Origin of the sequence: Streptomyces sp. NBC_00569 (genome assembly GCF_036345255.1) — a bacterium.
GTDB lineage: Bacteria > Actinomycetota > Actinomycetes > Streptomycetales > Streptomycetaceae > Streptomyces.
This window is the reverse complement of the sequence record NZ_CP107783.1, coordinates 4,594,156-4,607,117: the sequence shown is the minus strand read 5'-3', so window position 1 is coordinate 4,607,117 and position 12,962 is coordinate 4,594,156. Positions and strand designations below refer to the sequence as shown.

General features: G+C 72.0%; 12 protein-coding genes. 10 read left to right on the top strand and 2 right to left on the bottom strand.

Features of this window, described 5'->3' with window-relative positions; all coding sequences use genetic code 11:
- Positions 1–36 precede the first annotated feature (36 nt).
- Positions 37–1,386, bottom strand: a complete 1,350-nt coding sequence (locus OHO83_RS20660) for a sensor histidine kinase (protein WP_266673244.1) — start codon at positions 1,384–1,386, stop codon at positions 37–39.
- Between the two features lie 131 nt (positions 1,387–1,517).
- Positions 1,518–2,696, bottom strand: a complete 1,179-nt coding sequence (locus tag OHO83_RS20655; RefSeq protein WP_266673246.1) for a sensor histidine kinase — start codon at positions 2,694–2,696, stop codon at positions 1,518–1,520.
- 180 nt (positions 2,697–2,876) lie between these two features.
- Between OHO83_RS20655 and OHO83_RS20650 the strand changes: the two genes are divergently transcribed.
- Genes OHO83_RS20650 through OHO83_RS20605 form a run of 10 tightly spaced genes read left to right on the top strand, consistent with a single transcriptional unit; the run spans position 2,877 to position 12,948 of the window.
- Entirely contained in the window at positions 2,877–3,254 is a 378-nt protein-coding gene (locus tag OHO83_RS20650; RefSeq protein ID WP_116511174.1) for an NADH-quinone oxidoreductase subunit A, read from the top strand.
- On the top strand, positions 3,245–3,874 hold the full coding sequence (locus tag OHO83_RS20645) for an NADH-quinone oxidoreductase subunit B (protein ID WP_266673248.1): 630 nt from the start codon (positions 3,245–3,247) through the stop codon (positions 3,872–3,874). Before OHO83_RS20650 ends, OHO83_RS20645 begins: the two co-directional genes overlap by 10 nt.
- Positions 3,871–5,226 carry an NADH-quinone oxidoreductase subunit C gene (locus OHO83_RS20640; RefSeq protein ID WP_330279710.1) on the top strand — a complete coding sequence of 452 codons (1,356 nt, stop codon included), beginning with the start codon at positions 3,871–3,873 and terminating at the stop codon, positions 5,224–5,226. The genes OHO83_RS20645 and OHO83_RS20640 overlap by 4 nt, the downstream gene beginning before the upstream one ends.
- Positions 5,223–6,191, top strand: coding sequence for a complex I subunit 1/NuoH family protein (locus tag OHO83_RS20635; protein ID WP_330279709.1), 969 nt, complete (start codon positions 5,223–5,225; stop codon positions 6,189–6,191). Before OHO83_RS20640 ends, OHO83_RS20635 begins: the two co-directional genes overlap by 4 nt.
- Positions 6,191–6,778 carry a NuoI/complex I 23 kDa subunit family protein gene (locus OHO83_RS20630; protein ID WP_266673253.1) on the top strand — a complete coding sequence of 196 codons (588 nt, stop codon included), beginning with the start codon at positions 6,191–6,193 and terminating at the stop codon, positions 6,776–6,778. The genes OHO83_RS20635 and OHO83_RS20630 overlap by 1 nt, the downstream gene beginning before the upstream one ends.
- Positions 6,775–7,374 carry an NADH-quinone oxidoreductase subunit J family protein gene (locus tag OHO83_RS20625; RefSeq protein WP_266673255.1) on the top strand — a complete coding sequence of 200 codons (600 nt, stop codon included), beginning with the start codon at positions 6,775–6,777 and terminating at the stop codon, positions 7,372–7,374. The genes OHO83_RS20630 and OHO83_RS20625 overlap by 4 nt, the downstream gene beginning before the upstream one ends.
- On the top strand, positions 7,374–7,790 hold the full coding sequence (nuoK, locus tag OHO83_RS20620; protein ID WP_266673257.1) for an NADH-quinone oxidoreductase subunit NuoK: 417 nt from the start codon (positions 7,374–7,376) through the stop codon (positions 7,788–7,790). Before OHO83_RS20625 ends, nuoK begins: the two co-directional genes overlap by 1 nt.
- The gene (locus tag OHO83_RS20615; protein WP_266673259.1) at positions 7,787–9,781 is read left to right on the top strand and encodes an NADH-quinone oxidoreductase subunit 5 family protein; all 1,995 of its coding nucleotides are present in this window, start codon (positions 7,787–7,789) and stop codon (positions 9,779–9,781) included. The genes nuoK and OHO83_RS20615 overlap by 4 nt, the downstream gene beginning before the upstream one ends.
- 6 nt (positions 9,782–9,787) lie before the next feature.
- On the top strand, positions 9,788–11,410 hold the full coding sequence (locus OHO83_RS20610; protein WP_329434265.1) for a complex I subunit 4 family protein: 1,623 nt from the start codon (positions 9,788–9,790) through the stop codon (positions 11,408–11,410).
- Entirely contained in the window at positions 11,407–12,948 is a 1,542-nt protein-coding gene (locus OHO83_RS20605) for an NADH-quinone oxidoreductase subunit N (RefSeq protein ID WP_329434264.1), read from the top strand. The genes OHO83_RS20610 and OHO83_RS20605 overlap by 4 nt, the downstream gene beginning before the upstream one ends.
- Positions 12,949–12,962: the final 14 nt, after the last annotated feature.

The window sequence follows — 12,962 nt, the reverse complement described above, 5'->3', positions numbered from 1 at the left end:
CTTCCGGGGGCGCACCGCACACGCGGGAGCCGCTCGTCAGGCGCGCCGCCACGGCAGTTCCGCCGTGATCCGGGTCGGGCCCGCCGTCGGCGAGTCCACCAGGAGGATCCCGTCGACGGCGTCGAGCCGCTCGGCGAGCCCGGCGAGGCCGGAACCGGTGGACGCGTCCGCGCCGCCCACGCCGTTGTCCGTCACCTGGAGCATCAGCCGGTCCTCGACCCGCCACACGTCGACCGTCGCGCGGGTCGCCCGGCTGTGCTTGCTGATGTTCTGCAGGAGCTCGCTGACCGTGAAGTACGCGATGCCTTCGATGGCCGGCGCGGGCCGCGCGGGCAGGTCGACCTCGACCTGCACCGGGACGGTGCAGCGGGAGGCGACGGAGGACAGGGCCGCGTCCAGGCCGCGGTCGGTCAGGATGGCCGGGTGGATGCCGCGGGCCAGGTCGCGCAGCTCCTGGAGCGCCGTCTTCACCTCGCCGTGCGCCTCGTCCACCATGCGCGCCGCCTCCCGAGGGTCCTCCGTCAGCTTCTCCTTGGCGAGCCCCAGATCCATCGCGAGGTTGACCAGGCGAGCCTGTGCGCCGTCGTGCAGGTCGCGCTCGATGCGCCGCAGGTCGGCGGCGGCCGTGTCGACGACGACGCCGCGGTCCGACTCCAGTTCCACGACACGCGTGGCGAGCCGCGACGGGCCCAGCAGCCCGCTCACCAGCGCCCGGTCCACGGAGGCCAGCGCCCTGATGATCCACGGCGTCGCGAGCGTGATCAGCAGGCCGACCGCCGCGGTGACGGTGATCTCGAAGGGGTTGTCCAGGTAGATGTTGTGCGCGCCGTCCCCGTAGAGCTGGATCCCGCCCTGGCCGGCGTACATGGGGAAGACCCACTGCCACAGCGGATACGTGAGCAGGGACCAGCCCACCGTCCAGAAGACCAGCGCGACGTTGAACGCGAAGACCGCCCACGGGAAGTGCACGACCGTGTACAGCAGGTTGCGCCACGACTCGCCGCTCTTGAGGAGGGCGCCCATCCACGCCATCGGGCCGTTGGCGCGGGGCCGCAGCGGGCCCGGCGTGCCGACGTCGATGCCGAGCAGCGCGCGCGCCCTGGCCCGCTCCATCGAGGCGAACCCGCGCGCCCCGGCGAGGGCGCCGGCCAGCACCGGGATGCCGAGGAACGTGATCAGCAGGCCGGCTCCGAGCGACACCATCGTCACCGCGTACACGAACGTGATGACGCTGAGCGGGAGGCTCAGGAGCAGATAGCCGAGCTCTCGGAACGTACGGGCCTCGAACGGCGCGCGCAGCCCGGCCGGGAGACGGTGGCGCCGTTCCCCGGCCACCGCGTCGTCGCGGTAGCCGTATCCGTGTCCGTGCTGCGTGGGCGTGATCATCGGTGGGGTCCGTCCGTTCTGCTCGTCCGCCTGGTACTTCCAGACTCCTCGCGGCGGCGCCTCGCGGCCATGGAGCCGGTCGGCGTCTTGGACCGGGGGTTTTCCCTACCCCGCCGGCCACGGCCGTGCGCTTACGCGGATGTGCGGTCGCGCCAGGGCAGCTCCGCGGTCACCGTCGTCGGACCGCCCTCCGGCGAGTCCACGACGAACAGGCCGTCCACCGCGCCGAGCCGGTCCGCGAGGCCCGACATGCCCGTGCCCTTGTCGAGGCTCGCGCCGCCGCGCCCGTCGTCCCGCACCTGGATCAGCAGGCGGTCCGCGGAGCGCCACACGTCGACCGACGCCGACCGCGCCCCGCTGTGCTTGCTGACGTTCTGCAGCAGCTCCGACACCGTGAAGTACGCGATGCCCTCGATCGCCGCGGCGGGCCGCTGAGGCAGGTCGGCCGTGACCTTCACCGGAACCGTGCAGCGCGAGGCCACCGAGGAGAGCGCCGCGTCCAGGCCGCGGTCGGTCAGGACCGCCGGGTGGATGCCGCGGGCCAGGTCGCGCAGCTCCTGAAGCGCCAGCTTCACCTCGCCGTGGGCCTCGTCGACCATGGCGGCAGCGGCGTCCGGGTCCTCGAGGAGCTTCTCCTTCGCGAGACCGAGGCCCATCGCGAGGTTGACCAGGCGGGCCTGTGCGCCGTCGTGCAGGTCGCGCTCGATGCGCCGCAGGTCGGCGGCGGCCGTGTCGACGACGACGCCACGGTCCGACTCCAGCTCGGCGATCCGCCGCTCCAGCTCGTCCGACGGCGACAGGAGCGCCCGCGCCATCGCCCGGTCCGCGTTGGTCAGACCCCGCACGATGTACGGGAGCACCGGCCACAGCACGAAGAGCCCGGTCAGCGTGATGGCGAACGTGAGCACACCCCACGGCAGCCGTATGAACTCGTAGAGCACCGCCCGCCAGCCCACCGGGTCCTTCAGGCCGGACCACAGCCGGCCGAAGAAGCCCTCGTCGCGTCTGCGCGGCAGCGGGCTCGGCTCCTCGATGCGCAGCCCGAGCAGCGCGCGGGCCCGCCCCCGTTCCGCCTTCCCGAGCTGACGCGCGCCGAGCAGACCGGCCGCGAGCACGGGCAGACCGATCACCGTCACGGCCAGGCCGACGCCGGTGGCCAGCATCGTCACGACATAGACGAAGCCGAGCACGGCGATCGGCAGATTGCTGAGGAGATACGCGATCTCCTTCCAGGTGTGCCGGTCGAAGGCGAAGCGCGGGGCCGGCGGACGGTCCGCGTCCGGCTCTGTGGTGACGATGCGAGCGGTCATATGCGACAGCGTGCCCGGCCGGGCGCCGGGGCGCCATGAGGCGGGCTGCCGGACCCGACGGGGGATAACCCCACCTCAACCCTGGACGCCTGCTTACCGTCTCTTTAACAGGCCCTAGACTCCCGTGCGTACAGATCGTCGAACACCACGGAGCGAGGGGCGGACGTGCCGGAACCGACCATGGTCGCCGCGGACTACTTCCAGACGTACTCCGTCGTCGGCGTGCTCGCCGTCGTGGGCGTCCTGTTCGTGGCCGTCGCCTTCGGCGCGGGACGGCTGCTGCGGCCGGTCGTGCCGACCCCCGAGAAACTCCTGACGTACGAGTGCGGCGTCGACCCCGTCGGCGAGGGCTGGGCCCACACCCAGGTCCGCTACTACGTCTACGCGTTCCTCTACGTCATCTTCGCCGTCGACTCGATCTTCCTCTTCCCCTGGGCGACCGTCTTCGCCGATCCGCAGTTCGGCGCGGCGACGCTCGTGGAGATGTTCATCTTCCTCGGCTTCCTCGCCGTGGGCCTGCTGTACGCATACAAGAAGGGCGTCCTCACATGGACGTGACCCCCTCGGAGCCCGTGCTCCTGCCGGAGCCCGTCAGCCCGAAGAAGCTGGGTGTGCTGTCCCGCCTGGCCCCCGAGCCGATGAAGGTGGTCCTCAACTGGGGCCGCCGCTACTCGCTCTGGGTCTTCAACTTCGGCCTGGCCTGCTGCGCCATCGAGTTCATCGCGGCGTCCATGGCGCGGCACGACTTCATCCGCCTCGGCGTCATCCCCTTCGCGCCGGGCCCGCGCCAGGCCGACCTGATGGTCGTCTCCGGCACGGTCACGGACAAGATGGCCCCGGCCGTGAAGCGCCTGTACGAGCAGATGCCCGAGCCCAAGTACGTCATCTCGTTCGGCGCCTGCTCCAACTGCGGCGGCCCGTACTGGGACTCGTACTCGGTCACCAAGGGCGTCGACCAGATCATCCCGGTCGATGTGTACGTGCCCGGGTGTCCGCCCCGGCCGGAGGCGCTGCTCCAGGGCATCCTCAAGCTCCAGGAGAAGATCGCGCGTGAGTCGCTCGGTGAGCGTTACGGCGCCGACGCGGCGGCGGGACGGCCGTCGGCGGCCGCCCTCAGCAGCGGCCTCGTGAAGCCGCCGGTCCCGACGCGCGACGACTCCGGGGAGGGTGAGCGGTGACCGGCTGGCTGCCCCGACCCGTCGAGGAGCTCTTCGGCCCGGACGCCACGGCCGAGGAGTCGTACGAGGTCCTCACCGTCGACGTTCCCGCGGCCACGTGGATCGCCGCCCTCGAAACGGCCCGCACCACGCTGGGCTGCACCTACTTCGACTGGCTGAGCGCGGTCGACGAGCCCGGCACCGGTTTCCGCGTCTGCGCGCACGTCGTCGCCCTGTCTCCCGTGCGCCGGCTGCTCCTGCGCACGACCGTGCCGCACGACGCCCCCGTCCTGGCCACCGCGGTCGACGTGTACGCGGGCGCGGGCTGGCACGAGCGCGAGACGCACGAGATGTTCGGCGTCCACTTCGAGGGCCACCCGCACCTGGTGCCGCTCCTGCTCCCCGACAGCTTCGAGGGCCACCCCCTGCGCAAGGACTTCGTGCTCGCGGCGCGGGTCGTGAAGGCGTGGCCCGGCGCCAAGGAGCCGGGGGAGTCCGCGGCGGGTGCGGGGCACGGCGCGCCGAAGCGGCGTCAGATGCTGCCGCCGGGTGTTCCGGACCCGAACGAGTGGGGCCCGCTGAAGGGCCAGCTTCCGCCCGCCCCGGCCCGCCCGGCCCGTGGCGCGGGCCGCGCGGCGGGCGACCGCCCGGTGCGGCGGACGCGCACGGCGGGGGAGGGGTCGGCCGGCCAGGCCGCCCCGGCGGGAACGGATGCGGCGGCTGCCGCACCGCCGAGGCGCTCGCGGAGCGCGTCGCAGGGGTCGGCTTCACAGACGCCGACCCCTCCTGAGGCCCCGGCAACTCCTGGGTCCCCGGCAACTCCTGAGGCTCCTGCGGCACCTGAGAGTCCTGCGGCGCCTCAGAGTCCCGCGGCGCCGAAGCCGGACGCCGCGGGCAAGTCCGGTGCCACCGGTGACGCGCCCTGGCACCACGCCCGCCCGGCCTTCGACGAGCCGAAACCGGCCGCGCCGCAGGAGCCCACGCCTGCGCCTGAAACTCCGGATACCCCGGCTGCTTCAGAAGCCCCGGACGCCCCGGCTACCTCCGGTGCCCCGGCTACTTCCGATGCCTCGGCTACCTCCGGAACTCCGGACGCGCCGGACGCCGCGGCTACGGCCGATGCCTCGGACGCGCCGGACGCGCCGGCTACTTCCGATGCGCCGGGCGCGCCGGATGTCCCGGCTACCCCTGATGCCTCGGACGCGCCGGATGTCCCGGCTACCCCTGATGCCTCGGACGCGCCGGATGTCCCGGCTACCTCCGAAGCTCCGGACGCCCCGGACGCCCCGGACGCCTCCGAAGCCCCAGACGCCCCCAAGGCCCCGGACACCACCCCCGAAGCCCCCGAAACCCCCTCAGGAGGAACGGAGTGAACGACGTTCTCGACGTCGCTCTGCGGCTCATCGTCGTCTTCGTCGCCTTCCTGGTCCTGCCCCTTGTCGTCGGCCAGACCGAGCACAAGGTGATGGCGCACATGCAGGGCCGGCTCGGCCCCATGTACGCGGGCGGCTTCCACGGGTGGGCCCAGCTCGTCGCCGACGGCGTGAAGTTCGCGCAGAAGGAAGACGTCGTCCCCGCCGACGCGGACCGCCGCGTCTTCCAGCTCGCGCCCGCCGTCGCGCTCCTGCCGTACCTCCTCGTGCTGCTGGCCATCCCCATCGGCCCGAGCGAGGGTGCGGTCGGCCAGGTCGTCGACGCCGGCATCTTCTTCGTCCTCGCCGTCATGGGTGTCGGAGTGCTCGGCTCGCTCATGGCGGGCTGGGCCTCGGCCAACAAGTTCTCCCTCCTGGGCGGCCTGCGCACCGCCGCGCAGCTCCTCGCCTACGAACTGCCGATGCTGCTCGCCGCCGCCTCTGTCGCGATGGCCGCCGGTACCGTCTCGCTGCCCGGCATCGTCGACGCGTTCGAGTGGTGGTGGGTGCCGTGGCAGATCGTCGGCGCCCTCGTCTTCTTCGTGGCGGGCCTCGCCGAACTCCAGCGCCCGCCCTTCGACATGCCGGTCGCCGACTCCGAGATCATCTTCGGCGCGTACACCGAGTACACGGGCCTGCGCTTCGCCCTGTTCCTGCTCGCCGAATACGCCGGGATCGTCGTCCTGTGCGGCCTCACCACCGTCCTGTTCCTGGGTGGCTGGCACGGGCCGTGGGGCGCCGACGGCCTCGGCTGGGTCTGGACGCTGCTGAAGGCGGCCGTGCTCGCGTTCGTCGTGATCTGGCTGCGCGTCACCTACCCCCGTCTTCGCGAGGACCAGCTCCAGAAGCTCTCCTGGACCCTCCTCGTCCCGCTCGCACTCGCGCAGATCGCGCTCACCGGAATCGTGAAGGTGGCGATCAACTAGTGGCTCCGATCCCCGGCGCAGGTCTCGCCAAGGGCCTTGCCGTCACCCTCCGCACGATGACGCGTAAGACCGTCACCGAGCAGTACCCGGACGTCCAGCCCGAACTGCCGCCGCGCACCCGTGGCGTCATCGGCCTGTTCGAGGAGAACTGCACGGTCTGCATGCTCTGCGCCCGCGAGTGCCCCGACTGGTGCATCTACATCGACTCCCACAAGGAGACGGTGCCGGCCGCCGTCGAGGGCGGCCGTGAGCGCAGCCGCAACGTCCTCGACCGCTTCGCCATCGACTTCGCCCTGTGCATGTACTGCGGTATCTGCATCGAGGTGTGTCCTTTCGACGCGCTGTTCTGGTCCCCGGAGTTCGAGTACGCGGAGACGGACATCCACGAACTCACCCACGAGCGCGACCGGCTCCGCGAGTGGATGTGGACGGTCCCGGCACCGCCCGCGCTCGACCCGGCCGCCGAGGAACCCAAGGAACTCGCCGCCGCCCGCAAGGCCGCCGACAAGCTGGCCGCCGCGCAGGCCGCCGCCGCGGAAGAACCCACCCCCGGCGAACCCGCACCAGGAGAGGAGGGACCCGCGTGACCCCCGTCGCAGCGGCCGCCACCGCGGCCACACAGACCCACGGATTCCTCTCGCCGACCGGCGTCGAGATCGCGTTCCTCCTCGTCGGCCTGGTCACCTTCGGCGCCGCGGTCGTCACCGTCACCACCAAGCAGCTGGTGCACGCGGCCCTGTGGCTGGTCGTCGCCCTCGGCGGCCTCGCCGTCGAGTACCTGCTGCTCACCGCCGAGTTCATCGCCTGGGTGCAGGTCCTCATCTACGTCGGCTCCGTCGTCGTCCTCCTCCTGTTCGGACTGATGCTCACGAGGGCGCCCATCGGCCGCTCCCCGGACGCCGACTCGGGCAACCGGTGGGCCGCGCTGACGGTCGCCGTCGCCGCGGCCGCCGCCCTCGTCTGGGTCGTCGTGGACGCCTTCCGCACCACCTGGGTCGACCTCGACGGCGTGCCCCAGGGCACCACCGCGGTGACCGGGTCGATCCTCTTCCAGCACTGGGTGCTGCCCTTCGAGGCCCTCTCGGTCCTGCTGCTCGCGGCCCTCGTCGGCGCGATCGTCCTGTCCCGCAGGACCGCCGGGGCACAGGACACGAACACCAAGGCCCGTGAGGGGAACCGCTGATGCATCTCGCCTACCCCGCCGTCCTCTCCTCGCTGCTCTTCTGCACGGGCCTGTACGGAGTGCTGGCCCGCCGCAACGCGATCCTGGTCCTGATGTCCGTCGAGCTGATGCTCAACGCCGTCAACCTCAACCTCGTCGCCTTCGACGTCTGGCTCAGCAAGGCGGCCCGCGACACCCTCCACTCCGGCCAGGCGCTGACCCTGTTCACCATCGCCATCGCCGCGGCCGAGATCGGCATCGGCCTCGCGATCGTGCTGGCCGTGTACCGCGGCCGCGGCACCTCCGACATCGACAAGCTCCGTGACACCGCCGAGTCCCCGGACGACGGCGGACCCGACGGCCTCGCCCCCGACGGCTCCGCACCGGACGCCGGCGCCGAGGCCGTCACGGACGAGAAGGCCGAGGCCACCGCGTGACCACCACGACCCTCGCCGTGCTCGTCCCCGTCCTCCCGTTCCTCGCCGCCGCGGCGGGGCTGCTCCTGGGCCGCACCGCGCCCGGCTTCGTACGGCCTCTCGCCGTGCTGCCGACCCTCGCGGCGCTCGCCCTCACCGTCCTCGTCGCCGTGCGCCAGGGCGGCGGCGCGAGCATCGACGCGGCCACCGAACTCACCCCGACGGGCTCGGTCCCCATCGAGCTCGCCCTGCACATCGACGGCTTCGCCGCGCTCGTCGCCGTCCTGGTCTGCGTCGTCGCGTCGTGCGTGCAGATCTACTCGACGGCCTACCTGCGCGACGACCCGCGTTACCCGTCCTACGCCGCGCTCGTCTCCCTCTTCACCTCCGCGATGCTGCTCGTCGTCTACTCGGGCGACCTGATGGTGCTGCTCGTCGGCTGGGAAGTCATGGGCATCTGCTCGTACTTCCTCGTCGGCCACTACTGGGAGACGCCGGAGGCGCGCGCCGCGTCCCTCAAGGCGTTCCTGGTCACGAAGCTCGGCGACGTCCCCTTCCTCATCGGCCTGTTCGCGCTCGCCGTGGACGCCGGGTCCTTCCGCATCACGACGGTCCTCGGCGCCGTCGCGAGCGGCGGCCTCGACCACCCCACGCTGATCGCGCTGCTGCTCCTCGCGGGAGTGGCGGGCAAGTCCGCGCAGTTCCCGCTGCACACCTGGCTGCCCGACGCCATGGCCGGCCCCACGCCGGTCTCCGCGCTGATCCACGCCGCGACGATGGTCGCCGCCGGTGTCTACTTCGTCGCCCGGCTCCTTCCCGTCTTCGCCGCCTCCGGCGCCGCCCTCGTCGTCCTCGCCGTCATGGCCGCCGTCACGATGACCGGCTCGGCGCTCGCCGCCCTCGCGCAGGACGACATCAAGCGTGTCCTCGCGTACTCGACGATCGGCCAGCTCGGCTACATGACCGGCGCCCTCGCCGTCGGCGACCGCGGCGCCGCCGTCTTCCACCTCATGTCGCACGGCGCCTTCAAGGCGCTGCTGTTCCTCGGGGCGGGCGTGGTCATCCACGCCGCCGGCACCAACTCGCTCGCCGCCATGTCCCGTATGAAGGGCCTGCGCGACCGTGTCCCCGACGCCTACTGGACGATGACCGTGGCGCTCCTCGCGCTCGCCGCGATCCCGCCGTTCAGCGGCTTCTTCTCCAAGGAGGCCGTCCTCGGCTCCGCCGAGCACGCGGCCACCGGCCACGCCGAGGCGATCCCGTCCTCGGCGGGCTGGATCGTCCTCGTTTCCGGCCTGCTCACGGCCCTGCTCACCGCCGCGTACGCCACGCGCCTTTGGCTCCTGGTCTTCCGGGGCCACGGCGCCGAGGCCCCCGACCACGGCAAGCAGCCCGTCGCGATGAACGCCGTCCTGTGGGTCCTGGCGATCCCCTCGCTCGCCTTCGGTCTCACCGTCGGCGTCGTACCCGACTGGTTCGACGGCCGTTCGCTGGCCCCGACCCTCACCACCTCCGTCCTCGGCACGGGCGTCGCCCTCGTCGGCGGGCTCGTCACCTACGCGGCCTGGCGCCACACCACGGCCCTCGCCGCGGGCGCCCCGCTCGGCGCCGTGGCCGCCCACCCCGACGCGGACGGCAGCATCGTCGAGGCCGAGGCCATCGCGACCCACGCGGCCGCGTACGGGGACGTCGCCTACGCCCCCGATCCGGCGGACCCGGGCCGTCTCCTGCTCGGCCCGCTGCACCGCCACGCGGCCACCGGCTTCCACCTGGACGCCGTCTACGCGGCCCTGTTCGTCCGGCCGGTCACGGCCGCGGCCTCACTGGTCCGCTTCCTCGACCGCGAGGTCGTCGAGACCTATGTGCGCGGCGCCGCCGCCGTACCCGACTGGCTGGGCCGGGCCGTCCGCCGCGCCCAGACCGGCAACGTGCAGACCTATCTCAGCGCCCTGCTCGCAGGGACCGTCGTCCTGGCGATCGCCGTCGTCCTCGTCGCCACCGCCGGAGCGTGAGCAGCCGTGATCGATATCAGCGAATCCGTGATGCAGTTCCTTCTCGCACTGATCGTCGTCGGCCCGCTCCTCGGTGCCGCCGCCGCTCTTCTCCCGGCGCCGCCCGGGCTGAAGGGGAAGTCCCCGGACCAGGCCGTGCTCCGCCACGGCGTGACCGTGACCGGCGTGATCCTCATCGCCGCGATCGTCCTCGCGCTCGGCTTCGACCATGACCACCCGTCAAAGATGCAGGCCACGACCGACATCAGCTGGATCCCCGCACTCGACGTGCGCATCCACCTCGGCATCGACGGCATCTCGCTCCCCCTCCTGGTCCTGGCCGCGCTGCTGACCTTCCTCTGCGCGCTGTACTCCTACTTCAAGATGCCGAAGGGCCCGTCCCCCAAGGCATTCGTCGCGCTGATCCTCGTCCTCGAGTCCGGCACCCTCGCGACCTTCGCCGTCCTGGATCTGATCCTGTTCTTTCTCGCCTTCGAGATGGTCCTCATCCCGATGTACTTCCTCATCGCCCGCTGGGGCGGTGAGCAACGAGCCGGGGCCGCCTGGAAGTTCATCCTCTTCACGCTCCTCGGCTCCGTCGTGATGCTGCTGGGCCTTCTCCTCATCGGACTCAAGTCCGGCACATTCGACATGGTGGCACTCGCCTCTGACAACGGCCGCGGCCTGAGCACGTCCGTGCAGGTCATCGCCGTTCTGACGATCGGGATCGGGCTCGCGGTCAAGACGCCGATGTGGCCGCTGCACAGCTGGCTGCCCGACGCCCACACCGCCGCGCCCACCGTCGGCTCGGTCCTCCTCGCCGGTGTGCTGCTCAAGATGGGCACGTACGGGTTCGTCCGGATCCTGCTGCCGGTCACGCCCGACGGCATGCGCACCTTCGCGCCGTACCTCGCCGCGTTCGCCGTCGTCGGGATCATCTACGGGTCCCTGGCCTGCCTCGCCCTCGCGCGGCCCGGCGCCAAGGGCGACCTCAAGCGCCTCATCGCGTACTCGTCCGTCGGGCACATGGGCTTCGTCCTGCTCGGGATCTCGACGATGTCGCCGACCGGCGTCAACGGCGCGCTCTTCGCGAACATCGCCCACGGCCTCATCACCGGCCTGCTGTTCTTCCTCGTCGGCGCCCTCAAGGACCGCACGGGCAGCACGGACCTCGACACGCTGTCCGGCCCGGCACCCGACCTCCATCCCCAGAAGAGCGGCTCCGCCGCGCCCCTCGACGGCGGCATGGCGCTCTACGGCAAGGCGCCCCGCCTCGGCGGGCTCCTCGCCTTCGCCGCCGTCGCCTCCCTCGGGCTGCCGGGCCTCGCCGGGTTCTGGGGCGAGATGCTCGCCCTGTTCGGCGCGTTCAAGCCGGCCGCCGGCCTGAGCCGCCCCGCGTTCCTCACGTTCATGGCGATCGCCGCGTTCGGCACGCTGCTCACCGCCGCGTACATGCTCGCCGTCGTCCGCCGGGTCTGCATGGGCCCGCACGAGGCCGAGACGCCGAAGCTCGCCGACGTCCAGGGCTACGAGTTCGCCGCCTGGACCCCGCTCGTCGCCCTCACCGTCGTCGGCGGGCTCTGGCCCGCGGCCCTGATCGGCCTCACCGACCCGGCCGTGCAGAAGCTCCTCGCAGGAGGCACCCAGTGACCGCCGCCGCCGCGCCGTCCGTGGCGTCCCTCGTCCAGTCCGTCGACTGGCTCGCGATCGCGCCGCCCACCATCGCGGCGGTTGTCGCCCTCGTGGTGCTCGTCGCGGACCTGTTCCTCGGCGAGCGCAGGAAGGCGCTGCTGGGCTGGGTCTCCGTCGCGGGTCTGGCCGCCGCCGCGCTCGCGCTGCTGCCCCTTCTGGACGGCGACCGCTCGACCTTCTGCCTCAAGACGCTCAAGGGCGAGCAGGCCGCGTGCAGCTACACGGCCGACCACTTCACGCTCGTCATCCAGTTCCTCGTCCTGGCCGGCGCCCTGCTGACCGCGCTGCTGTCCATCACCGGCATCAAGGACGCGAAGAACACGCCCAGGGCGCTCCCCGAGGGAGAGTTCTGGTTCCTGCTCCTGTCCTCCGCCGCGGGCGCCGCACTGCTGCCCGCGTCACGCGACCTGGCCACCCTTGTCGTCGCCCTGGAAGTGGCGTCCCTGCCGGCGTTCGCCCTCGTCGGCATCAAGCGCGACGACCGGCGCTCCTCGGAAGCGGCCCTGAAGTTCTTCCTGTCCTCGGTCACGGCGACCGCGGTCACCCTCCTGGGCGTGAGCTTCGTCTACGCGACGACGGGCACCCTGCACCTCACGAGGATCGCCACCGCCCTGACGCACGTGGACGGCCAGTTCCACACCCTGGCCCAGGCGGGCGTCGTCCTCACCCTGGTCGGTTTCGCCTTCAAGACCGCCGCCGCCCCCTTCCACTTCTGGGTGCCCGACACCTACGTGGGAGCCCCGCTGCCGGTCGCCGCCTACCTGTCGGTGATCGGCAAGGCGGTCGGCTTCTCCGGGATCATCCTCGTCACCGTCGTCGCCTTCCCGTCCTACGCCGACGTGTGGGGCCCGGCCCTGGCCGTGCTCGCCGCGCTCACCATGACCGTGGGCAACGTGGCGGCCCTGCGCCAGCAGGCCACGCGCGCGTACAGCGCGGTACGCCTGCTCGCCTGGTCCTCGGTGGGCCAGGCCGGCTACCTCCTCGTCCCGATCGCCGCGGCCGCCTACTCCAAGGACGCCGACAAGGCCATCGGCTCCACCGTCGCGTACGCCCTCATGTACGCCGCCGTGAACCTCGGTGCCTTCGCCGTGGCCGCCCTCGTGGCCCGTACGAAGCCCCTGAACCGCATCAGCGACTACCGCGGCCTGTACCGGTCCCGGCCGCTGGCCGCCCTGGTCCTCGGCTTCTTCCTGCTCTGCCTCGCGGGCCTGCCGCCCGGCATCATCGGCCTCTTCGCGAAGGTCACCGTCTTCTCGGCGGCCGTCGACGCGGGCCTCGGCTGGCTCGCCGTCGTCATGGCCGTCAACGTCGTGATCGCTCTCTACTACTACCTTCAGTGGACGGCGACCCTGTTCCGCTCCGCCGAGGGCGAGCAGGCGGTACAGCGGATTCCGGCGCCGCTCACCGCGGCGATCGGACTCACCGCCGTCATCGGGGTCGCCTTGTCGGGTGCACCTCAGATGGTTCTCCGTTTTGCATCGACGGGCCTCTTCTAGGCACCCTCGTAGCG